The sequence below is a fragment of the Convivina intestini genome, assembly GCF_003096575.1.
GTDB lineage: Bacteria > Bacillota > Bacilli > Lactobacillales > Lactobacillaceae > Convivina > Convivina intestini.
In genome coordinates this window covers 26151-50608 of the sequence record NZ_QEKT01000001.1, presented here as the reverse complement: position 1 = coordinate 50608, position 24458 = coordinate 26151, and the positions used below count along the sequence as shown (strand labels likewise).

21 protein-coding genes are annotated in these 24458 nt (G+C 42.8%); 4 read left to right on the top strand and 17 right to left on the bottom strand.

Translation table 11 applies throughout. The features are described from left to right. Nucleotides 1–8 precede the first annotated feature (8 nt). On the bottom strand, nucleotides 9–1082 hold the full coding sequence (gene ulaG, locus C7384_RS00240; protein ID WP_089937265.1) for an L-ascorbate 6-phosphate lactonase: 1074 nt from the start codon (nucleotides 1080–1082) through the stop codon (nucleotides 9–11). A 220-nt stretch (nucleotides 1083–1302) separates the two neighbouring features. Here ulaG and C7384_RS00235 point away from each other — a divergent pair, with 220 nt between their 5' ends. The 4 genes from C7384_RS00235 (at nucleotide 1303) to fba (ending at nucleotide 5232) form a co-directional block, all read left to right on the top strand. Further along, the gene (locus tag C7384_RS00235; RefSeq protein WP_089937263.1) at nucleotides 1303–2808 is read left to right on the top strand and encodes a BglG family transcription antiterminator; all 1506 of its coding nucleotides are present in this window, start codon (nucleotides 1303–1305) and stop codon (nucleotides 2806–2808) included. Nucleotides 2809–2810: 2 nt separating this feature from the next. Beyond that, complete coding sequence (locus C7384_RS00230) at nucleotides 2811–3626, top strand: Cof-type HAD-IIB family hydrolase (RefSeq protein ID WP_089937261.1); 816 nt, start codon at nucleotides 2811–2813, stop codon at nucleotides 3624–3626. Nucleotides 3627–3781: 155 nt separating this feature from the next. Beyond that, on the top strand, nucleotides 3782–4348 hold the full coding sequence (locus tag C7384_RS00225) for a 5' nucleotidase, NT5C type (RefSeq protein ID WP_089937259.1): 567 nt from the start codon (nucleotides 3782–3784) through the stop codon (nucleotides 4346–4348). A 2-nt stretch (nucleotides 4349–4350) separates the two neighbouring features. Continuing rightward, complete coding sequence (fba, locus tag C7384_RS00220) at nucleotides 4351–5232, top strand: class II fructose-1,6-bisphosphate aldolase (RefSeq protein WP_089937257.1); 882 nt, start codon at nucleotides 4351–4353, stop codon at nucleotides 5230–5232. Nucleotides 5233–5286: 54 nt separating this feature from the next. On the opposite strand, the gene pyrE is transcribed toward fba, so the two are convergent. From pyrE to C7384_RS00140, 16 genes are all read right to left on the bottom strand, one after another. Continuing rightward, nucleotides 5287–5916 (bottom strand): orotate phosphoribosyltransferase, encoded by a 630-nt coding sequence (gene pyrE / locus C7384_RS00215; RefSeq protein WP_089937255.1) that lies wholly within the window; start codon nucleotides 5914–5916, stop codon nucleotides 5287–5289. Next, a complete protein-coding gene (gene pyrF, locus C7384_RS00210) occupies nucleotides 5909–6610 on the bottom strand; it encodes an orotidine-5'-phosphate decarboxylase (protein ID WP_089937253.1) in 702 nt (233 codons plus the stop codon). The genes pyrE and pyrF overlap by 8 nt, the downstream gene beginning before the upstream one ends. A 15-nt stretch (nucleotides 6611–6625) precedes the next feature. Continuing rightward, a complete protein-coding gene (carB, locus tag C7384_RS00205) occupies nucleotides 6626–9805 on the bottom strand; it encodes a carbamoyl-phosphate synthase large subunit (protein WP_089937251.1) in 3180 nt (1059 codons plus the stop codon). Next, entirely contained in the window at nucleotides 9805–10884 is a 1080-nt protein-coding gene (locus tag C7384_RS00200) for a carbamoyl phosphate synthase small subunit (protein ID WP_089937249.1), read from the bottom strand. The genes carB and C7384_RS00200 overlap by 1 nt, the downstream gene beginning before the upstream one ends. A gap of 2 nt (nucleotides 10885–10886) precedes the next feature. Further along, nucleotides 10887–12161 carry a dihydroorotase gene (locus C7384_RS00195; RefSeq protein ID WP_089937247.1) on the bottom strand — a complete coding sequence of 425 codons (1275 nt, stop codon included), beginning with the start codon at nucleotides 12159–12161 and terminating at the stop codon, nucleotides 10887–10889. Nucleotides 12162–12171: 10 nt separating this feature from the next. Next, on the bottom strand, nucleotides 12172–13059 hold the full coding sequence (locus tag C7384_RS00190; protein WP_089937244.1) for an aspartate carbamoyltransferase catalytic subunit: 888 nt from the start codon (nucleotides 13057–13059) through the stop codon (nucleotides 12172–12174). Nucleotides 13060–13251: 192 nt separating this feature from the next. Further along, nucleotides 13252–13836 carry a signal peptidase I gene (lepB, locus tag C7384_RS00185; protein WP_089937242.1) on the bottom strand — a complete coding sequence of 195 codons (585 nt, stop codon included), beginning with the start codon at nucleotides 13834–13836 and terminating at the stop codon, nucleotides 13252–13254. A 56-nt stretch (nucleotides 13837–13892) separates the two neighbouring features. Beyond that, entirely contained in the window at nucleotides 13893–14240 is a 348-nt protein-coding gene (locus tag C7384_RS00180) for a YlbF family regulator (protein WP_089937240.1), read from the bottom strand. 47 nt (nucleotides 14241–14287) lie between these two features. Then, nucleotides 14288–16369 (bottom strand): PBP1A family penicillin-binding protein, encoded by a 2082-nt coding sequence (locus tag C7384_RS00175; protein WP_089937238.1) that lies wholly within the window; start codon nucleotides 16367–16369, stop codon nucleotides 14288–14290. An 83-nt stretch (nucleotides 16370–16452) separates the two neighbouring features. Beyond that, on the bottom strand, nucleotides 16453–18144 hold the full coding sequence (argS, locus tag C7384_RS00170; RefSeq protein ID WP_089937237.1) for an arginine--tRNA ligase: 1692 nt from the start codon (nucleotides 18142–18144) through the stop codon (nucleotides 16453–16455). Between the two features lie 163 nt (nucleotides 18145–18307). Beyond that, complete coding sequence (locus tag C7384_RS00165) at nucleotides 18308–18565, bottom strand: hypothetical protein (RefSeq protein WP_089937235.1); 258 nt, start codon at nucleotides 18563–18565, stop codon at nucleotides 18308–18310. A gap of 52 nt (nucleotides 18566–18617) precedes the next feature. After that, the gene (coaBC, locus tag C7384_RS00160) at nucleotides 18618–19847 is read right to left on the bottom strand and encodes a bifunctional phosphopantothenoylcysteine decarboxylase/phosphopantothenate--cysteine ligase CoaBC (protein WP_089937233.1); all 1230 of its coding nucleotides are present in this window, start codon (nucleotides 19845–19847) and stop codon (nucleotides 18618–18620) included. Between the two features lies 1 nt (nucleotide 19848). Further along, nucleotides 19849–21330: a UDP-N-acetylmuramyl-tripeptide synthetase gene (gene murE / locus C7384_RS00155; protein ID WP_089937921.1), complete on the bottom strand. Its 1482-nt coding sequence runs from the start codon at nucleotides 21328–21330 to the stop codon at nucleotides 19849–19851. Between the two features lie 20 nt (nucleotides 21331–21350). After that, entirely contained in the window at nucleotides 21351–22508 is a 1158-nt protein-coding gene (locus C7384_RS00150) for a cation:proton antiporter (RefSeq protein WP_089937231.1), read from the bottom strand. Between the two features lie 118 nt (nucleotides 22509–22626). After that, nucleotides 22627–23658 carry a tRNA dihydrouridine synthase gene (locus C7384_RS00145; protein ID WP_089937229.1) on the bottom strand — a complete coding sequence of 344 codons (1032 nt, stop codon included), beginning with the start codon at nucleotides 23656–23658 and terminating at the stop codon, nucleotides 22627–22629. A 54-nt stretch (nucleotides 23659–23712) separates the two neighbouring features. Then, the gene (locus C7384_RS00140; RefSeq protein WP_089937227.1) at nucleotides 23713–24309 is read right to left on the bottom strand and encodes a non-canonical purine NTP pyrophosphatase; all 597 of its coding nucleotides are present in this window, start codon (nucleotides 24307–24309) and stop codon (nucleotides 23713–23715) included. Between the last annotated feature and the right edge of the window lie 149 nt (nucleotides 24310–24458).

The window sequence follows — 24458 nt, the reverse complement described above, 5'->3', positions numbered from 1 at the left end:
ATTTCTCCTTACAAGAATGATGGGAATGGTAGGTCGTTGTCCTTAGAGAAGACATCGGCAAAACCACGGTCATAGTGGTATTGAATCTTATTTTTATCCTGAGGGAAGGTATAACTACCACCAACCTTCCAAACGAATGGATGGAACTTATAATCCAAGGTGTCCTTCTTCATCGCCCATAACTTCACGATTTCTTGTGGGTCAGCATCAAAGTTTGACCAGATATCGTAGTGAACTGGAATGACAACCTTCGTTTTCAAATCTTCGGCTGAACGCAATACGTCAATTGAAGTTACCTTATCGGTAATACCACGAGGGTTTTCACCATAGTTGATGATTTCAACATCAACATCATTTTCATTACCGTGCTTAGCAAACATGTTTGACATGTGTGAATCGGCAGCGTGGTAAAGGTTTCCACCAGAAGTCTTGAACAAGTAGTTAACGGCAATTTCATTCATATCCTGTGGCAATGAACCCTTAATGGTTACATCAGGATCGACTGTTAAGAGGGCTGTCCGGTCAAAGGCTTCCAAGGCTTTGATTGTGACTGACTTGATCTTAACTTCATCCCCAGGGTGGACAACAATTGTCCGGTCACTAGGTACACCCCAACTCTCCCAAATATCAACAACGGCCTGAGGGCCGATAAACTTAGTCTCAGGACCGCTATTTTGCAAAACAGCAGCCGCGGTATTGATATCCAAATGATCGGAGTGAATGTGCGTTACCAACAAAGCATCTACATTCTTGACCGCATAGGGGTCAATCACGAAAGGCTGCAAACGCAAATTAGGTTGCAAGTTTTGCACCCCGCTCATGCGCATCATTTGATGGCCTTCCTTCATCTTGCCGTTACCGTGGCTTTGCTTACCAGTACCATTCCACAAATCAACCAAGATGTTGGTATCTTCATGGGTCTTTAGCCAGATACCGTTGTTAGCTAACCACCACATCCGGAAATTACCTTCAGGTACTTTTGAAGCTTCAATTTCTTCATTCAACCAAGTTCCCCATTCTGGGAAAGTATTTTGAATCCAATTCTCACGAGTTGCTTCTTGAATATTCTTTGGCTTTGCCATAATAAATTTCCTTTCAGTTCACACTCAGTAGCGTCTTTGTCATGTAAGCGCATACCTTCTTGGCGACAACTGAATTATCAAATAAACAAAATAAAAAAAACAGTCTCATTTGCTCACAAAGAGACCGCTTGAATGAGACTGTTGACCCTATTCGTTAGGCTATATACTTTAGATAGATTAACCAACTTTTCCTTTTATAGGAGTTGTGGAGGACCTTTGAATGCAACTAACAGACCTAGTTTATTCAAACTTTATTGGCTACTTAGCCACGCAAATTAAGTTACCCCGAGTAAGTATTATTTCTAATCAGTTAAACCTATCAAACCGCAAGGTTTATTCCCTACTTCAAAAGGCTAATTTAGAATTAAAATCATCACATGAAACTTTTTTGGCAACTGGCCAAGAAATTTCTAAAGATCAGATTACGATTTTACAAAGAAAATTATTAAAATATCCAGTTACCGACAGCATTAATTCCTATCAACGCCAGTTAATGATTGATATTTGCATGTCCTTACCCAACCAAAAATGGACGATTTCTAAATTTCAAATGGTTTTTGAAGTTTCCAGAAATACTATTTTACGTGATATTGCCAAGCTCAAAGAACGGAAGAATTTCAGTCCGGTCTTTAATAAAAAAGATGGCTTCACCTATAGCGAATCCATCTACTCTTTGTTAGTTCATGCTTACAATAAGCTAGTGTTACTACAACATCAGCATGGTTCCTTAGCCTATTTTGTCAGTACATTGTACGACGATGTCAATTATCAAGATTATTTATCAATGAGTGAAGGGCTACAAAAGGAATACCAAAAACTATTGGGTAAAACCATATCAGGCGCTAGTGCCCTGGCCCTTTCGGTTTTTGTCGTTTTGGCTTCCCTATACGAGACAGCCCATCCGATTCAATCTCCGGATGAAATCTTTAATAGTCAAGACATTCAGGCCCTTACCAGCCGGCAAGAATTCAACGTGATTCAACAGTTCATGCCAATTGTTAGCCAGGTCACCGAAAACAGTATCTCAGAATCACTGCAATTATTTTTAACCCTGCAGTTACTTAGTTTAACCAAGGAACATGACGGCCACTTCAATGCCCAGTCCTTTCAAGATTTACTAATTTTAAGTGAACAAATTGTAGATGCCTTTTTGGAAATGTCTGGCACTGATATTAATAATAATCGCGTAGAAAAAAATCAACTAGTACGTGAAATTCAAACCCAATTGAAGCCGTTTTGGTTTGCTACTCGTTTTCAAAGCGTGAACGTTCACGAATATTTGTACCATGAATCTCACTTTGAAAAGTATGTACAAGAGGCGCTTACGCAAGAAAAATCATTGAATTTGTATCATAGTTTGTTTCCAATGGGCCTCTCCAATGATCAGATTACGATTTTAGCCATGATTTTGTATAACTATAGTCTCAATCATCGGCCGATTAAAAAGTTGAATTTACTGATTTTAACTTCCCTGCCGGTCTATAGCCAAAATTTGATTAAAGCCTTTATTGAAAAATGTAGCTTGGTACCAGTAAATTTAACCCTTAAAAGTTTAAATAATTATGATTACGTTACTAACTATGTCGAATCCTACGATTTAATTATTACCGAATCAATGGAAATTAAGCTCAATTCCCCCACTTTTTTAATCGGAAACGAATTAACCAATAAGGAATTGAACCGTCTCAAGAATGTCTTATCTCAAATTTATTTAACGGAGGCCTGATTATGTCAGCTATTAAACTTATTGCCCTGGATATGGACAACACCCTACTTCTTCCCGATAAAACCCTATCTAATCAAAATCAAAAGGTGTTAACGGCCCTACAAAAAAAGGGCATTAAAATCGTCCTTACCACCGGACGTCCCTTTCCCAATGTTAAGCCCTTTATTGAACCGCTCAACTTAGTACATGATGATTTTGTAATTTTATTCAACGGCTCTCTAATCCTAGATTTGGCCGCCCAAGAACCGCTATTTAACCAACCATTTTATTTAGATGAATTATCCTCCATCTTAAATTTAATTCACAATTTGAATTTGCCAGTTGATTTAATTAGCCAGGACCAAGTTTATGCCATTAAGGAATATGGTCAATCGGCCTATATTGATTTTGTTGGCAATCGCATCGATTATAGCCTTACGGCATTGGACGAAATTCCAGCGGGCACAACCTTTAATAAATTTGTCGTTTGTGCCGATGAAAGTCAATTGGATTATTTAGAGGACGTACTAGCCAAAACACCAATATTAACTAAGAATTTGAATATGATGCGTTCGCGGCGGACCTTATTGGAGTTTATGCCCAAGGGCGTTGACAAGGGCAATGCCTTAAAGTATCTCTTGCACCATCTTGGTCTCACCCCGGCTAATTTAATGGCTTTTGGCGATGAGGAAAACGACCGCTCGATGCTCGAACTGGTCCATGTTAGTGTCGCCATGGATAACGCCATTCCCAGCATCAAAGCTATCACAACTAATGTGACCAGCAGTAATGCCGATGACGGTGTTGCCCAGTTTTTAACTAAATATTTCAAACTTTAATCGCTTGAACTATAACTAGACCATTGATACTTGAAAAATAAAAAAATAATTTGTATTAAAATTGGTATAGCTATATAATATCCTTGTTTTCAGCATTAAAAAGCCTGAATAAGAATAAGGAGGTATTAATTATCAAACCTAAACTATTTTTAGATATGGATAATACCATTGTTGATACCCTACCCGTTTTAAATCAACACAGTCATAATTTAGATCAGCATGGGGTCACTAAACCCGATCAAATTCCCGGCATTTTTCGTAACCTAGCTAGCTTGCCGGGGGCTATTGACGGTATTAACCAACTAACTAAATATTACGATCTCTACATTTTATCAACGGCCCCTTGGTACAATCCTAGTGCCTGGCAGGATAAATTGGACTGGTTGACTGAACACTTTGGCAACGATGCTCAGAGTCCCTTTTATAAAAAAGTCGTGCTAGCTCACCAAAAAGATTTGGTCAAAAACAACGACGCCATTTTACTCGATGACCGCCCCTATCACGGGGCCAGCGCTTGGAATGACACCCAACTCGATAGTTTTTGGCTTCAATATGGCTATGATCAGCACTTAGTCTGGCAAGATCAATTGGTTCCCTTTCTAATTGAAATTGCCCAAGCTCCAGGAAATAGCCTACACAGCCGAATTAATTTCGCTAACCACAACCATCACTACGACTTGCATAGCCCCAATGATGACTTTAAAAAAGAAGGATGGGAATAAAAATGACAATTGTAGCTGCAAAAGAAATGGTTCAAAAAGCACGTGACCACGGGTACGCTATCAGTGCCTTTAACACTAATAACCTTGAATGGACAAAAGCCATTTTAAAAACGGCCCAAGCCCAACAGGCACCCACAATAATTGCCGCATCCATGGGCGCCATCAAATATATGGGTGGTTATCGTACGGTTGCGAATTTAATTCGCAATTTGGATGAAGAACTTAATATTACCGTACCGATTGCCATTCATCTTGATCATGGCGATTATGAAGCTGCTAAGCAAGCAATTCAGGCTGATTTTACTTCGGTCATGTTTGATGGTTCTAATCTTCCCCTAGCCGAAAATCTTTCTAAAACCAATGAAATCGTCGCCCTAGCCCATGCCCGCAACATTTCCGTTGAAGCCGAAGTTGGCACCATCGGTGGCGAAGAAGATGGCATTATTGGCAATGGCGAAATTGCCTCAGTGGAAGATGCGCTTACTATGGCGGCTACCGGTATTGATTTTCTAGCTGCTGGCATTGGTAATATCCATGGCCAATACCCAGATAATTGGACTGGTCTTAAACTAGACCATCTTCAGGAATTAACTCGGGCTGTTGATGCTGCCAGTGGCTATAAAGTCCCCTTTGTCTTACACGGTGGTTCCGGTATTCCTGATGACCAAATTCGACGGGCGATTGAACTGGGAATTGCCAAAGTAAACGTGAATACTGAAGCGCAGTTAGCCTTTCATCAAGGCTTGCGTGATTTTATTTTAAGTAATCAAGACCTCGAAGGTAAAAATTATGACCCTCGCAAACTCTTAGCACCTGGCGTTTTGGGCATTGAAACGGCCCTAACCGAGCGAATTGCTGTCTTTGGTAACGGTCATCGTGCTTAAATTAGCACATAAAAAGATGTTAGTCATTTTTCAAATGACTAACATCTTTTATTTTTATTGCCAGGCCTGTGGATTTTGTCGCCACTGGGCCAAGCTAGCTAAATCACTTTCGCTCAACTGACCTGATTGTTGAGCCATAGCCATTAATTCACTAAAAGTTGTCAAAGGATAGAACGGAATTTGAGCTGCATCAAAATTAACCTGACTAGCTGGTAATTCGTAGGAGAAAATCGATACCACGCCGACTACCTGACCGCCACTGGCATTAATAGCTTTGGCCGCTGCTAAGACCGAACCACCCGTTGAAATCAAGTCATCAATTAAAACTAAGCGTTTTCCCTCAATGGCTGCGCCTTCACTTTGCCGACCAGCGCCATGATCTTTAGGCTTAGAACGTACATAAACCATGGGCTTTTCCAATAGATCGGCCACCCAGGCTGCATGGGGAATGCCAGCCGTGGCTACCCCGCCAATAATATCGACCTGATTGAATTTTTCGGTAATTAATTCCGCCAAGCCACGGGCAATTCGTTGGCGAATCGTTGGAAAACCAATCGTTAAGCGATTATCCGTATAAATTGGACTTTGAATCCCCGATGCCCAGGTAAAGGGCTTTTGTGGTGAGAATTTAACAGCCCCAATATCTAATAAGTCTTGGGCAACTTGGGCTTTAATATCAGTCATTTTCGCTCCATTCTTTTACTACGCGTTGATAAGCAGCTACTGGATCGCTAGCCTGGGTAATACTTCGGCCAACAACAATCCCATTGGATCCTAATTTACGGGCCTGACTGGGACTAGCTACCCGATTTTGGTCCTGATGATCATCGCCAGTTAGACGAATCCCTGGCGTAATTTTCAAGAAGCTAGCTGGTAACTGCTGATTGATTAGCTCTGCTTCCCAGGCCGAACAGATTACTCCGGCCACTTGTGCTTGGGCTGCTAACTGGCTTAAATGAACCACACTTTGAGCTAATGACTGCTGACTTTGTGAAACTAACTGGTATTCACTTTCACTAAAAGAAGTTAGCTGGGTCACGGCTAATAATTTTAAACTAGCTGGCGCACTTTGCTGAGCAGCGGCCAACATGGTCGGTCCGCCAGCAGCATGCAACGTTAAATAATCAACACCCAAGGCAGCTACTGATTGAATCGCTTTAGCTACTGTATTAGGAATATCGTATAGTTTTAAATCCAAAAAGATTGGAAAACCGGCAGCCTTAATCTCTCGGACAAAATCAGGGCCAGTAGCATAAAACAACTCCATCCCAATTTTGACGGCTGGTTTCAACTTGGCCGCATCAAATAAATTTAAAAATTCACGTGTTGGTTCAGCGCCAGGAAAATCTAGCGCTACAAATACTGGTCCAGCCATCATAGCTCCTATCAATTTTTACAATTCAGTTACGGTTAAACTTTGACTTTCTAGGACATCAAGGAAGGCCCGCACTGTGTCAAAGGCCGTGAAAAGTGGCAAGCCGTTTTCGATGGCGGCTGCTCGAATTTTTTGACCATCTTCTTCAGCCCGGTCATCAACAGGCGTGGTATTAATTACCACCTGAATGCGCTGATCTTGCATGGCAGTCACGGGATTATTAGCTGATTCGCCCAGTTTATCCAAATGTTCCACCGGTAAATTATGCTTGGTAAAGTAATCGGCCGTGCCAGCAGTGGCATACACAAAGTATCCCAGGTTGCGGAAACGCTCAGCCAAAGCTAAAGCTTCGGCCTTATCCCGATCGGCGACCGTAAAGAGCACATTACCATACTTTGGCACCTGAATACCAGCGGCCACAAAGGCCTTATATAGCGCTTTAGGCAAAGTGAAATCAGAGCCCATTACCTCTCCGGTTGACTTCATTTCCGGTCCCAAAAGTGAATCGACCAAGGGTAACTTAGTAAAGGAGAAGATTGGCGCCTTGACATGCACCATCTCGCCACTAGGTACCAAACCAGTCGTCAATCCTAAATCAGCCAACTTTTCACCCAACATCACCCAGGTTGCTAATTGCGCCAACGGCAACTTAGTCACCTTGGAAATAAATGGTACCGTTCGTGAAGCTCGAGGATTAACTTCGATGACATAGGCCTGATTATCATGAATGACAAATTGGACATTCATTAAACCAATTGTGCCCAGTTTAATCGCTAAACTCGTGGCCGCTGCCACCATCTCATCTTGCACTTTTTGTGACAGACTTTGTGGTGGATAAACAGACATGGAATCACCTGAGTGAACACCAGCACGTTCAATATGTTCCATAATTCCTGGTACCACCGTGGTTGTCCCATCTGACAAGACATCCACTTCGGCTTCTTTACCAGTTAGATAAGAATCAATTAAAACCGGATGGTCATGGGAAACTTTCACCGCCCGTTGCATATAATCTTTTAATTCATCATCGTCAACCACGATTTCCATGGCCCGGCCACCCAGAACATAAGAAGGCCGAATCAAAACTGGATAACCAATTTCTTGGGCTGCTGCTAGGGCCTGCTCAACCGTCGTAGCCGTTTTACCCTTGGGTTGTGGTAACTGTAATTCCTGAATTACCTGGTTAAAGGCTTCCCGATCTTCGGCCCGATTCAAATCAGCGACCGAAGTACCTAGAATTTTAACGCCTGCTTCATCTAAACCAGCGGCTAAGTTGATGGCTGTTTGGCCGCCAAATTGGACCACTACACCGGCCGGCTGTTCTAAATCAGTGACATTTAAAACATCTTCTAAGGTTAACGGTTCAAAGTACAATTTATCTGAAATTGAAAAGTCAGTCGAAACCGTTTCAGGATTAGAATTCATGATAATGGCTTCATAGCCAGCGGCCTGAATGGCTTTAACGGCATGCACCGTCGTGTAATCAAACTCGACTCCCTGACCAATCCGAATTGGTCCGGAACCCAAAACCAAAATTCGTGGTTTTTGGGCGACAGACGATTCATTTTCCTGTTCATAAGTTGCGTAATAGTAAGGTGTTTGGGACTCAAATTCAGCCGCGGCCGTATCAACCATCTTATAAACTGGCAAAATACCGTTTTCTTTACGGAAATCACGAATAGCCTTTCCGTCGGCCCAATCCCATAACTGCGCAATTGTTGTGTCGGCGAAGCCATTTTGCTTAGCGTAACGCAAATAGTCTACATCCCCGACATGCTGTGGTAATTCGGTTTCAATTTCAACAATGTGTAAGACCTTATCTAAGAAGAATAAGTCAATCTTAGTTTTAGCATGGATTTCTTCAACCGTCACGCCCCGCCGCATTAGCTCAGCCAAACGGAACAAACGATCATCTTCAGCCGGCATCAAGCTCTCTAACAAACCGGGCGTTGACCAGTCTTCAAAGCGCAGTTCATTTAATCCATCAACGCCGATTTCTAAGGAACGCACGGCCTTTAAGAGGGCTTCTTCAAAATTACGACCAATGGCCATCACCTCTCCGGTCGCCTTCATTTGCGTGCCTAAATGCCGATCAGCGGTCACAAATTTATCAAAAGGCCAACGAGGAATTTTAACCACCACGTAATCCAAGGCTGGTTCAAACTCAGCCTTAGTTGTGCCAGTTACCGGGTTCATAATTTCATCTAAAGTCAGTCCGATGGCAATTTTAGCTGAAACCTTGGCAATTGGATAACCCGTTGCCTTGGAAGCCAAGGCCGATGACCGAGAAACTCGTGGATTGACTTCGATGATGTAATACTCATAAGAAGCAGGATTAAGTGCCATTTGGATATTAACCCCACCCTCAATTTTGAGGGCCCGGATAATTTTCAAAGCCGCATTACGCATCATTTGCAATTCACGATCAGATAGAGTTTGGACTGGGGCTGTCACAATTGAATCACCAGTATGCACCCCAACCGGATCAAAGTTTTCCATGGAGGCCACAATCAAAGCGTTGTCGTGGCTGTCACGCATAACTTCAAATTCAATTTCCTTCCAACCAGCAATCGAACGTTCAATCAACACCTGAGTAACCGGTGAAAGTTCCAAACCGTTTTCAGCAATGGCAATCAACTCAGCTTCATCTTCGGCAATCCCCCCACCGGTTCCACCTAGGGTATAGGCTGGCCGCACAATCACTGGATAGCCAACCTCATTAGCAAAGGCCACGGCCTCATCTACCTGAGTAGCGATGACTGATTCCGGAACGGGTTCATTTAGCGCTTCCATCAATTCCTTGAAATCTTTACGATCTTCGGCCTGTTCAATGGCCGTTAACTTGGTTCCTAGTAGCTCAACGCCCAATTCTTTTAAAATACCAGCTTCAGCCAAATCTTTGGCTAAATTCAAACCAGTCTGGCCACCCAAGGTTGGCAACAAGGCATCTGGCCGTTCTTTTCGAATAATTCGGTCTAAAAATTCAACTGTCAGGGGTTCAATATAAATTTTGTCAGCAATTTCAGTATCGGTCATAATCGTAGCTGGATTAGAGTTGACCAAGACAACCTGATAACCTTCTTCCTTTAAGGAAAGGGCCGCCTGAGTACCAGAATAATCAAATTCAGCGGCTTGCCCAATCACAATCGGACCCGAACCGATGACTAAAATCTTTTGGATGTCTGTTCGTTTTGGCATTACTTTTCCCCCTGTTTATTTTGTTCGATCATGGTTAAGAAATCATCGAAAAGATATTCAGCATCATGTGGACCGGGTGCAGCATCCGGATGGAACTGGACTGAAAAGGCCGGGTGATCCTTTAAGGTCAAACCTTCAACGGTCCCATCATTAATTTCTTCGTGGGTCACAATCAAGTCAGTATCCTGCAAGCTATCACGATCAACAGCATAACCGTGATTTTGCGAAGTAAAGTCCATGCGGTCCTTGCCCTTGGTAGCAATGGCGTGGTTAAAGCCTCGATGACCAAACTTCATCTTGTAAGTGGAAGCCCCATTGGCCATGGCAAAGAGCTGATGTCCTAAACAAATGCCCATGACTGGTAGTTCTTCTTGAAGTTCACGAATAACTGGCAGCACTTCTTGCACATCTTGCGGGTCACCGGGTCCATTTGAAAGCATAATCCCATCGGGATGAGCCGCCAAAATTGTCTTGGCATCCGTATCAGCTGGAAAAACAATCACGTTGACATCTCGTTTAGCCAAAGAACGCAGGATTGAATTTTTAAGGCCAAAATCAATTAAAGCAACAGTGACCCCTTGATTAGGATTCAAATACTGGGTCTTAGTCGTGGCCTGTTCGACCCGATCATGCTTAGGATCAAATTCCTTTAACGCTTGGAAAACTTCATCGCTAACTTCATCGACCAAAGCCGCTTTCATGCTACCTTCTTGGCGAAGTTCCTTGGTCAAGGCCCGCGTATCGACCCCAGTTAAACCAGGCAAATCATTTTCCTCAGCCCACTGAGGTAGGGACATCATTTCTCGCCAATTACTTGGTCGACGGGCAATTTCATGGACGACGATTGCAGCCGCCGCTGGTTTGATACTTTCAAAATCATCACGATTAATACCGTAGTTGCCAATCAATGGATAAGTGAACACAATAATTTCACCACGATAAGAAAGATCGGTAATTGACTCTTGATAACCGGACATTCCGGTATTAAATACTAATTCGGCGTAGACATCTTTCTTTGAGCCAAAGGCCTGTCCGGCATAAACCGAACCATTCTCCAGTACCAAATAACGTTTTTCCATGCTTAATTCCTTTCAAATACCTGCTGTCCAGCTACCCAAGTGGCGACCGTACTTCCATAAACTGACCAACCTATAAAGGGTGAATTACGACCCTTAGAGTAGAATTGGTCGGCAGTAATTTCAGCTTGATGTTCTAAATCAAAGAGGGCTAAATCAGCAGTAGCTCCGGCTTTAATTTCGATTGGCGCATCTAGGTTAAAGGCCTCAACTGGTTTTACCAACATCCGATCGACCAAGGTAGCTAAATCCATCACCCGTGATTGAACTAAATGGGTGTACATCAAGGCAAAACTAGTTTCAATCCCGGTAATGCCAAAAGGTGTCTGGCGCATACTTTGCGCCTTTTCTTCACTGGTATGGGGCGCATGGTCAGTGGCAATCATATCAATCGTGCCATCCAACAAGCCAGCAATTAAGGCTTGGCGATCATCTTCTGAGCGCAAAGGCGGATTCATCTTTAAGAGGGCATTGTCCTCGGTAATATCATTTTCCGATAGTAATAAATGGTGGGGAGAAACTTCAGCAGTTACCTTGATGCCAGCTTGTTTGGCCAAACGAACCAATTCAACCGATGTTTTGGTAGAAATATGGGCGACATGATAGTGAACCCCAGCTGCTTGGGCCAGGACCAAATCTCGGGCCAACTGAGAACTTTCAGCTAGCGGTGTAATCCCCGGTAAACCAAGTTCTTCCGCCCGCTTACCAGCATTCATCACCCCCCCATGGAGCATGGAATCATCTTCCAAATGGGCTGATAAAGGCTTATTGACTGCAGCCGCTGCCTGCATGGCTTGGTACATTGTTTCCGCCGTTTGCACGCCCTTACCATCATTGGTAAAGGCTACCGCACCGGCTGCTGCCATATCTTTAATATCAGCCACTTCCGTGGCGGTCAAATCAGCTGAAATCGCACCGTACTGTCCGACATGAATCACACCATCGGCTTGATTACGCTGAATTTGGGCTTGCAATCTTTGGACTGTATCAGGCACTGGATTTAAGTTTGGCATGGCTAAGACGGTGGTAAATCCACCAGCCGCCGCTGCCATTGAGCCCGTTTTAATCGTTTCTTTTGCAGTGTAACCCGGATCACGGAAATGCACATGCACATCCACTAATCCTGGTGTTAAAAAGGCGCCATGGGCGGGATATACTGTCATATCAGCTTTAGGTGCAATTGTTGGTGCAACTTCAACAATTTTTCCTTGGTCAACTAATACATCTCGGGTTACCAAAGCCCCCTGGCTTAAAATCTGAGCTTTCTTAATTAATTGCATCTGTTACCTCCTATTGAATACTTTCTAGCATGGCCATGCGGGCATAAACCCCGTTAGTCATTTGTTCAAATATCTTTGATTTTGGTGCTTCAACTAAATCACTAGCAATTTCCACATCACGATTAACCGGACCGGGATGCATGATAATAGCATTATTTTGTAATTTCTGGTAACGTTCCTGGGTTAAGCCATACGCTCGATGATATTGTAAGGCAGAAAAGGACTGATTTTCTTGATTCGTAATCCGCTCATGTTGTACGCGTAAGAACATCAAGACATCAACTTGATCCAGCTGGTCATCCAAATCAACATAGTTCCCGAACTGCTCAAATGCCGAATCATGCCAAATCTCAGGGCCACTTAACGTGATATTAGCGCCCAAACGTTGGAAAATTTCAGCATTGGAATGGGCGACCCGCGAATGGGCTAGGTCACCGACAATCCGAATCTTAAGTCCTTGAAAATGGCCAAAGTGTTCATAAATTGTTACTAAATCCAGCAAGCTTTGGGAGGGGTGCTGCCCGCTGCCATCCCCCGCATTAACTAAAATTGGTAAAGGATGGCGCCCACCATCTAAATGCTCATACCAAGCAGTTTGAGCATGGCGCACCACGGCCACATCAACGCCGATAGCCTTAATCGTTTTCAAAGTATCTGCTAAACTCTCGCCTTTTGACATAGAACTATTTTGCGGATTAATGTCAATCAGCTGCCAACCCAAACGCTGTTCAGCCATTTGAAAACTAGTCGCGGTTCGCGTTGAATTTTCAAAGAATAAATTAGCCACCGTGTACGCCTGGCCTGCTGGCTTAGCCCCCTGTTTCAGGGCCAGCGAACGCTCCACCAAAGCCATAATTTGCTTAGTGGATTGCGCATTGATATTGAGAAAATTAGCCATTGGATTCCTTTCTGATTATAAAAAAAGCCAAGCAGGTAGCGTTCCCTGCTTGGCTAAAAAGAATTACGAGAATCCAGTGCGACCCTGTAATTAATTGAACTCCTTGCAGGCCTCGCAGGACCTGATTAAAGGTTTTATAATTTTATTAAATATAACACGGATCTAACACTATAACAAGTGGTCTACTGATACCTAAAAGGCGCCAACCACCTTACCATGAATATCTTTGGCTGGCACGAAACCAAAATAGCGACTATCGTTGGATTGGGAGCGTTTATCCCCCAGTACAAAATATTTTCCAGCTGGTACTCGTTCTTGATGACGATCAGCGTTTTTCCATAATGAACTTTCGGATAGAGTCTTTAAGTCCCAAGGATCACCAAAAATTAATTCGGTCCCACTGCCTTTTTCTTGATTGCTAAGATAGTTTTGTGAAACTAATTTTTGATTCACGTATAAGGCTCCCTGATGATAAGAAACTGTATCACCAGGCAGGCCAATAACGCGTTGCACATAATTATTAGCTTTACCCTGCCGAGCATCAATCCCGTGAGCCGTAAAGTTAACCACATCGCCGCGTTTAATCTTAGTTAGACGATTAATAAAAATATATTGATGATTTTTAAGGGTCGGCGCCATCGCATTCCCCTGAACCAAACTGGCGGTAAAAACGAAACGATGAATTAACCAGCCAACCAAGAGAGCCGCTAAAATCAAAAGCAAGTACTGCTTAGTAAATTTTACGATGTTGGGCCAAATTTTTTTTACTTTTTCCATAGAATTATTTTTAAAGAAAAAGCAATTCGATTGAATTGCTTTTACAATATTATTACTTATTGAGCGGCATATGCCTTTGAAATTGGCTTAGTAACGATGTCGTTTAATTCGCCCAACAAGCTATTTAAAGCCTGTTCAGCTGCCATCAAAGCCTTGATCAATTCATTTTCTTGGACTTGCTTAGCAACAGCATCCCATTCCTTTTCTTGTTCAGGGGCAGGAGTTTGTTGAGCTTGCATCATTTGTTGAACCTTCATTTGAATGCCTTGGAATTGTTCAAACAAAGCCTTCGCTTCAACATCAGCCTTTACTGCTGAAAAAGCATTTTGCCAAGTAATGTACTGATCAGTTTCAGTTAAAACATTGGCCATTTCGTTTGCATTATCGTAAATATTAACTGTCATTTGACTAGTCCCTTCTAACTCTTAAAATTATCTTGTTGTACTCCTGGCTAATTACCTAGCCAACTCTTAATGGTTTCCCATACTTTATTAGCACCATCAACCGTTTTATTAACCCCGTCGCTAATCGCATTTTGGGCATTGCTAGCCCAATCTTGCTTATTATCGCTGTTGTTTTTATTACTGTCACTAGCAGGTTTATTAGGGTTGGTTACGGTGAAGTTGCGTTCATCAGTATTAGGTAAAATTTGACCCATTGAAGTTTTTACCAATGGTCCAATCGTCCCCATCAAGCCAAGTGGCAAAGAATTAGGACTGCTACCTTCTAATCCCATCCAACTAACCTGAACCACATCCCGTGTATAGGCTACCGCCCATGAATCTTTTGATGAATTTGCATTGTTGGGATCATTAGGATTTTCAGTTGTTCCGGTCTTACCAGCAATAGTATAACCACTTGGCGCAGCACCGGCACCCGTTCCATTAGTATAGGTACCTAACATCATCCGAGTCATGTTGTCGGCAACCTTACTGCTAATCACCTGTTTTTGTTTGTAGTCTGGTTGGCTAACAATCACTTTTCCAGAAGAATCAACAATCTTATTAATGTAATGGGCCTGACTCATGGTGCCATCGTTAGCAAAGGCCGTGTAGGCTTGGGCCATATCTTGCGGTGAAACCCCCTTGGTCAAACCACCCAAAGCCAGCGCATAATTCTTATCATCGTTAGTGACTGGTAGACCAAACTTCTGAGCACTATCAAAACCAACATTAACGCCCAACTTATTTAGTAAGTAAACTGCTGGAATATTATAAGAATGCTCTAGCGCTTGATACATGGTTACATCGCCCGTTTGCACGTTTAACGCGTTATTAGGTGAATAACCATTGGTACCAAAGCTTAACTGATGGTTCGGTAATTTACTGTCAATGGTATACCCGGATTCTAAGGCTGGTGCATAGACCACAATTGGCTTAATGATTGATCCAGGCTGTAGCCGGGACTGATTAGCCCGATTAAAGCCACGGAAAGTATGGGTAGTTTCCCGACCACCAATCACCGCCCGAACACCACCACTTTGCGCATTTAAGACGATGGTAGCAGCCTGAGCTTCATTTTGACTATTAAATAGGGTGTTATTTTGATAATCATTTTGTAGATTTTGCTGATCCTTTTGGTTCAGCGTCGTGTAAATCTTGTAGCCGTGATTCATGATATCTTTTTCATCAAGGCCATATTTGTTGACGGCCTCGGCGATTACAGAATCAAAGAACCAGGGATAACGATAAGACTCATCACCGGTATAAGTATCATTTAAAACAATCGGCGTGGCTTTGGCCTGCGCCGCTTCTTGACTGGTTAACTTTTTATTTTCAACCATTGTCTGTAAGACTAAATCCCGGCGACGCTGCGATCGGTCTGGATGATCGATTGGATTAAAACCACTAGGATTGGTTAACATCCCGGCCAAAGTAGCGGCTTGCGAGGTACTAAGTTCACTGGCATGCACGCCAAAATACTTTTGAGAAGCGTCTTCGACCCCCCAGACACCATTTCCAAACCATGAATTATTCAAATACATGGTTAAAATGGCATCCTTAGAATAAACTTGCTCCACCTGCATAGATAAGAAAATTTCCTTAAGCTTACGGGAAAAAGTTTGTTCCTGAGTTAAATAAGCATTTTTAACCAACTGCTGTGTAATGGTCGATCCACCACCCGAAATGGCATGCGAACCGGTTAAGCGGTTGCGAATAAAGAGCAAGACTGCTCGTCCCAGACCCTTAATCGAGAAACCATGTTCGTGGTAGAAATTACGATCTTCAACCGATAAAACCGCATCACGCATATTTTGTGAAATCTGGTTATATTTAACGTAAGTCCCTTTTTGAGAATATAACTCCCCTGCCATCTGGTCACTATTATCATAAATATTAGTTGTCTGCGACAGGTTAGCTTCTAATTTTTGGACATGAGCCGTCTTAGCAATGGTCACCAAATAAAGACTAACCACTAAAAACAAAGCCAAAAAGCTGACGATCAATAAACGTCCCAGTTGCCATCGGTCCCAGAAAGCCTTCAGACTCTGCTGGAACTTAGGCCACCCTATTAAAGAGTTTGTTTTTTTCATACTTGTCCTTATTTAAATTACACAAATCAATCTTGATCTTGGCAATTTAAAATTTCCAATTATTAATTAGTAAGACCTAATGCTTACATTTCACTAGGAGCTTGAACACCTAACAAACGTAATGATTCGGTCAAGACCGTTGATACGGCAGCAACTAAAGCTAACCGAGCATTTAACTGCTGATCATCAGTCAGAATCTTGGAATTAGCATAATACTTATTAAAGTTACGAGCAAGCAATAATGCATATTTGGCAATCACACTTGGCTCGCGGTTATCCCAGGCCCGTTTAACAGTCTGGGGGAAATTACCTAATGTAGTGATGATATCCCAAGTTTGGGCATCATCTAAATCTAAATCACTCAAGTCAATTTCACGTTGGGCTTTTCGCAAAATCGACTGGGCCCGAGCATTGGTATATTGTACGTATGGACCGGTATCCCCTTCAAAACGAACAACTTCTTCCAAGTTGAAATCAAAATTATTTTTACGATCATTCATCAAATCATGGAAGACCACTGCGCCAGCACCCACTTGTTCGGCTACCAGTTCTTTGTTAGTTAAATCAGGATTTTTTTCTTGAATTTGCGCCAAGGCCAGTTGATGGGCATCATCCAAGACATCCTTTAGCAAAACTACGTCCCCCTTACGAGTAGACATCTTTTTACCGTTAAATGTAATCAAACCAAAGGCAATATGTTCAATATCATCGGCCCAAGGCATCCCCATCAAAGACAAAACGGCCCGGAGCTGCACAAAGTGCTCCCGTTGCTCACCACCAACAACATATAGTGATTTCACAAAGTTATAGGTTTCTTTACGGTAAATAGCAGCAGCCAAATCACGGGTCATGTACAAAGTTGCCCCGTCCGAACGCTTAATCATGGCGGGCGTTAAATTCGGATCGATGTCGGACAAATCAACAATTTCAGCCCCTTGTGATTTAACCAAAAGCTTCTTATCAACTAATTGTTCAACAACACCATCCATTTTATCGTTGTAGAAAGCTTCCCCATTAAACGAATCAAAATCAATCCCTAGGCGATCATAAATAGTCGTAAATTCCTTTAATGATTCATTACGGAACCATTTCCAGAGTTCTTGAGCTTCTGGATCACCATCTTCTAATTTTTTAAACCAGGCCCGACCGGCATCATTTAAGCTATCATCGTCCTTAGCTTTTTCATGAAATTCAACATAATAGCGCAAAAGGGTGCCGATTGGATCAGCCTTAACTTCAGCTTCATTTCCCCAAGTTTTGTAGGCATAGATTAATTTACCAAATTGAGTTCCCCAGTCACCCAGGTGATTAATTCGCACTGGTTGATAACCATTTTTAGCGGTAATGTTAGCCAAAGAATTCCCGATCACAGTGGAACGCAAGTGTCCCATTGACATGGGCTTAGCAATGTTAGGAGAAGACATATCAATGGTCACATTCCCTGCTTGACCATCTTGATTATCACCGTAGTGCTCACCAGCTTCTAAAATACTAGCAATGGTTAGCTTAGCCGTTGCCATCTTATCTAGGAAAAAATTAATGTAAGGACCAGTAGCCACTACTTTTTCAAAGTTGCTTTTATCAATTTTTTCTACCAAGTCAGCAGCAATTTGCTGAGGGGCTTTCTTATATAACTTAGCCAAAGTAAAAGTTGGAAAGGCCCAATCCCCTAATTTAGCAGTTTTAGGCGTTTCCATTTTTTCATCAATTTCGGCGGGGCTTAATTCTGGAACCACTGCTGTTAAGGCAGCCACCACCATTTGATTTTTCGACATATAACAATCCTTTCGGTTAATTAATACTATTATACTGTATCAATTCTCATTGAACTAGTAAATTAAAAGGGCTCTCTCCCGATTAAATCAAGAGACGAGCCCTGCTTGCGCGACCGTGCTAACCCAACAACAAGTCTTTCTAGTAGTAGCCTTAGCTAAAATATTAATCGGCTTGTTCTTCTGGAGCTGGAGCAGCCTGAATTACCTCAACCTCAGCCATACGGACAATGGCCCGATGGTTCATTTCGTTCACTGCTGGTTGATCAGCCGGTGCATTCTCAACAATTTCAACCAATAAAGCATTTTCGTAAACCTTTTCAACTTTACCGGTAAATGGTTTTTCTAAATTGCCATAGGCAGGGGCCAATAGGACATCCCCCACATGAAACTTTGCAGCTTGTTCTTCTTCTGCCTTACTCATTTTGGCCTCCGTTCACCTTACATGAAATATTATTTTATCATATTTAGATGCTTTATTCTAGCACCTTACTGGCCAGCAAGGCCATTGTTTGATCGATAATTTTACGCGCAATAACCAACTTATCGGCCAATGCCACTGTTTGCGGTGATTGATTTTTGATAAACAGAATCACTGCATTGTCATTACTATTAAAGCCGGCTGCTTGGTCACTAACATCATTAGCAACAATCATATCGGCCCCTTTACTAGCTAGCTTTTTTTGCGCGTTGTCAGCTAAATTCTGCGTTTCTGCGGCAAAACCCACGACAACCTGTTGTGGCTTTTTAGCTTGACCAACGGTTGCTAAAATATCTGGATTCAAAGTTAAGGCTAATTGCCAACTTGTCTGTCCCGGCATCTTCTTAATTTTATTTTTGGCCAATTGGACGGGCCGAAAATCAGAAACCGCCGCGGCTGCAATAAATACACTCGCACCTGGCAAATACGACTCTACCGCACCTAACATGGATTGGGTATCACTAACCTTTATAAGCTTTACGCCATAAGGTACCGGACGCTTAACCGTAGCAATCAAGATAACCTGAGCACCACGCTCAGCGGCGGCCTCAGCCAAGGCATAACCCATCTTTCCCGAAGAACGGTTGGTTAAATAACGGACCGGATCCAGTGCCTCTTGGGTGCCCCCAGCAGTAATCACCACCTGTTTATCCTTTAAGATGTTATCTACTCGGGCTAATAAACGAATTGGTAGTTGATTCACAATGTCATTTAAATCCGCTAAACGGCCGGTGCCTTCATAACCCTCGGCCAAGAAGCCAGTAACTGGATCAATGATTAGCCAATCATCAGCTTTCAATTGACTAATATTACGTTGTAACGCTGGACTAGCCCACATGCCATCATTCATGGCTGGCGCCAAAACTTTATCAGCCCGACTAGCCATAATGGTCGTTGATACCACATCATCAGCCAATCCTTGGGCAATCTTTCCGATTAAATTAGCAGTCGCCGGTACTACTAAAATGAGATTAGCCCAATTAGCCCAGGCAACATGATCAACTGTGTCCCCATCTCTTTGCCAACTGGCATCCGTTAGCACAGGATTTTGCGATAAAATTGCTAAAGTTTTAGCTGGTATAAAAGCTTGGGCTGCTTGGGTCATCATCACCCGAACCTGGGCCCCCTGCTTGATTAACAGACGGGTTAACTCGGCCGCCTTGTAGGCGGCAATGCCACCCGAAACAGCTAGTAAAATTTTTTTATCTCTATACCAATCCGTCATTTTACTGTGCTTCCTGCTTTTGATAGGCCACTACCACCGCATAATCACCAATATAGGGCACATCCTGGCCATTAATCTTTTGGTAAGGATCTTCGCCCTTACCCGCCACAACGACAATGTCTTCTGGACCAGCTTCATCAATGGCTGTATGGATTGCTTTAATTCGATCCATTTGATAGTGAATCTTCACGTGCGGATTGGTAATATGTTGGGCGATTGCCTGGGCAATTGCTTGTGGATCCTCATACTGAGGGTCATCAGCCGTCAAATAGACTTCATCGGCTAACTTAGAAATCACTTTTCCAAAATCAGCTCGCCTAGACACTCCTTTATTTCCAGGTGAACCCACTACGACAATCACCTTGCCCTCAGGATACTGATCCTGGGCAAAACTCAATAAGGCTGACATGGAGGCATAATTATGAGCATAATCCACAAAGGTTACACCATGCCCGGCAATTGGTAAGCTTAACATCCGCCCAGGAATAACAACCTGATCAAGTCCCTGTACCATGTCGCCATGCTTAGCCCCGGCTAAAGCGACCATAATCAAGGCCGCCATGGCATTGGACTCATTAAAGTCACCCGGTACATTTAGCCGGTAATCCCCCTCCATCTCAGTTAGTGAGCAGGCATTAACGGTAAAACGGCTCTCATGAATGGCACTTTCATGCGAAAGGTAGGTAAACTCACCACCGGCTCCATAGGTATAAACATGGTCATGATTTTCCTGCGCCCGCTTCATAATTTGTTCTAAGTGATCACTTTCAGCGTTGACAATCACCTGCTTGGAATGGTCAAACAGCATTAACTTGTGAGCCAAGTAGTCTTCAAAAGTTGGATGCTCATTAGGGCCGATATGATCTGGCGAAATATTCAAAAAAGCACCAACTTGATAATCTAAGCCGTAAACTCGGTTACGCAAATAGGCCTGAGAACTGACTTCCATCACCAAATGGGTCATCCCATTATCGACGGCCCGGCGCATATCTTTGAAGAGTTCATAAGATTCCGGCGTCGTCAAATCGGACTTATGCCGGTCTTGGGCCGTTGGTCCGGTGATGCGATCAACCGTGGAAAATAAGGCAGTTTTATTGCCTGTCGCTGCTTTTAACATGTAGTAGGCAAAGTAAGCAGCAGTCGTTTTCCCCTTTGTACCAGTAAAGGCACCAATCCATAACTGCTTTTGCGGATAGTCAAAATAGGCCATCGACAAAACCGCCAAAGCTTTTTGGCTGTCAGTCACAATCCATTGGGGGCCATCCCATTCGAGGGGCTTTTCGGTCACCAAGGCTCTAACCCCAGCTATTCCTTGTAGATATTCAGCTTTAAAAGCCCCTTTGACTACAAATAGGGTGTCCGGTCGCACTTGCCGACTATCATAGTGTAAAAACTCAAAAAGTAAATTATTTCCTTGGGGAGCATCTTTTAAAAGTTGATGTTGATTCAGTAATTGGGTAATTTTTTGACTAGTTAATTGCATACCAATATTATAGCAAATCATCAAAAATTCGCCCGACCATTTAGGCCTAATTGCCACCGTAAAACAATTGGCGTGAAAATTGTCGTTAGTAGGACCACAATGCTTAAGGTGGCATAACTTTTAGCTGTTAAAACATTGCTAGCCAAAGCTAAATTGGCAATTACCAAGGCCATCTCCCCCCGCGAAACCATGCCGGTTCCAATCATGGCACTGTCTAAGCGATTGATTTTCATGATTTTGGCACCAGCAGCAGCCCCTAACCATTTAGACAAAATAGCAATCAAGGTCATCAAAACAATGACTAAAAGTTGGCTTAATTGGCCTTTGAGCGTGATATTTAAGCCAATCCCAGCAAAGAAAACTGGTATTAAAAAATTTTCTCCAATAGGCGCTATTTGATCTTGAATTTTCTTTTTAAGAGGCGATTGGGCCAAAAACAAACCAATCAAAAAGGCGGTAATCGCACTGGAAAGCCCTACCTGTTCGCCTAGGTAACTCAGTCCTAGTAACAATAATAGACAAAAACCACCAAAAAATCCTGGTAAATCAACTGGATTAATCAAATTAATTAATCGGGGCATAATTTTCCATAAAAAAATCACCAAAAGAATTAAAGTAGTCAGTAAGATCATCAATTGTAGCCACAGGGGCTGACTAGTACTTGTTCCATTAAGCTTAAAATAGGCGGCGTAGAAGGTCCACATTAGTACAGCCAAAAGATCGTCAACCACGGCTGCCCCCAAAATGGTCACCCCTGCAACCGAATCCAAACGATTATACTGACTCAATACCTGAGCCGTAATTGAAACAGAGGTTGCCGAAAATAATACGGCCAAGAGCCAAGTATACTGTCCAGAATAATGAAATTGCCAGCCAAAATATAAAAAAAACAATAAGGGAACCAAGACACCAGCTACAGCGACCACCGTTGCTGGTTTAAGATATTTTTTTAACAGGGAAAGATTACTATCTAAACCGGCTAAAAACATTAAAATTATCAAGCCGATTTCGGTCAAAAATGCCAAGACAGTACTGGGATTAACCCAGTTTAAAAGTGCTGGTCCTACGACAATTCCTGCGACTAATTGCCCCACCACTAGCGGTAATTTGATGCAATTAGCTAGGTAACTAAACACTAAGCTGGCTAACAAAACAATTATTAAATTCATTAATATCATGATTTCTCACTTTCATTTCAAACAAAAAAGGCCACTCAAAGGAACACCGCTCCCCCGCAAGTGTTCGCCTTGAGTATGACCTCAACCAAAAAATTATTAAATTATTTACTGATAAAACTTAAGCTTGCCCTTGATCAAAAGCCAATACCCGTGGCTTTTCAGCCGCTAAAATTTCGCGCACTTCCGCAGTACTGTGGGTTTCCATTAGCTGTAAACGCAGATGGGCCGCGTGTGGAAAGCCCCGTAAATAAATCTTAAAGTAACGCTTCAAGGCTTCAAAATGCTTGGGCATTTTGGCCGTATTAACTTCGTCAAACAGTTGTAATTGTAATTCTAACAAGCTAATTGACTCAGCCAAACTATGTTTTTTAACCACCGGTTCAAAGGCGTACGGATTTTCTAACACGCCCCGGCCAATCATAAGGCCATCAATTCCTGGATGGGCTTTAGCTAACGCCATCCCCGCCTGATAATCAGCAATATCACCATTAAATTGAATTAAAGTTTGCGGTGCTAGCTCATCACGCATAGCTAGAATTTCATCAATGTACTCATAGTGAGCCGGTGCTTTGGACATCTCCTTACGCGAACGTAAATGGACCGTTAGAACTTGAATATCGGCCTGTAGTAAGATGGGCAACCATTCACGGAACTCTTCGGCTCGGTAAAATCCCAACCGGGTTTTGACGGAAAGTGGTATACCAGCCTGCTTGCCGGCCTCAATTAGAGCCAGTGCCCGATCGGGATGCCGAATCAAATCGGAACCAGCACTATTTTTAATGACCGTACCATCTGGACAACCCATGTTCAAATCAACGGCTTGATAGCCCATTTTCGGCAGTAATTTAACTGCACCAGCTAATTCTTCAGGACGGGAACCCCATAGCTGGGCAATCGGTTGCTGTTCGCCAGGGGCTACCGCCAAACGTCCCTGTACGGAAAATTTTGCCTTGGGATGAACCATTGAACTGGCATTGGTAAATTCGGTATAGTACACATCCGGTCCAGCCGATTGGGCAATGACCCGACGAAAAACCGTATCAGTGACGGCTTCCATGGGCGCCATACTAAAAAATGGTCGCGCTGACCCGTCTGGATTTTTAGCATTGGCCACTATTTTTTGCCAATAAGGACTTAATTCAACACTCATTAGATTCTCCTGTCAACAAATACCGTCAAACGGACTCCGCTATTTTAGCACGGTTTAGCCTTTGGGCAAAGCCTTTAGCAAGGTGGCCAAGGCGCGGGAACGATCATGATAGCCGACTACCTCTTCCAAAGACATTTCCGAAAGGGTCAAGCCATTTTCAGCTTCTAAAATATTATCCAAGCCATCTAGCCATTGACCCCCACGAATATTATCGGCAATCCGTACGCCCCCTTTGCCCCAGGCCAACAATTCCTGTCCACTCGGGGTAATCAGGGCCATTACTGCTAAAAGACAGGCCGAGCGATCCTGTCCCGGTTGATATAGGCTCAAAATGTACTCTTGTTCGGCCTGAGTACCAATAATTCCCTTTTCTTTAAACTCGCGGGCGGTTACCACACCAAAGCGCTGCGGGTAGGCGTCTAAATAGAGACCAGTATCGTCGGCTAAAACATATTCATCCGGAAAAGCTTGATGAATAAAACGGGCCTTAGTTAGGGCATTATGCCGTTGAGAATTGGTACTCTCGGCTGGAAAAGATAATTTCTGGTTGGATAACTCACGATAATTAATAATCTTTTGACCCATTTCTTGCGCTAAAATGGCAATTTCTTGGGTTTTTGCAGAATTATTGGAGGCTAAGATGAAGGGCATGAACGACTCCTTTGATTGGATTCAAATTGATAATGGTCTATTTCTATTCTAACAGAATTTAAATTCCACCTTTTATTTTTACTAACAAAGGGTTATATTTGTATTATAATTTTTTAATGTAAATATCATAAATAACTCGGAGGGATTTA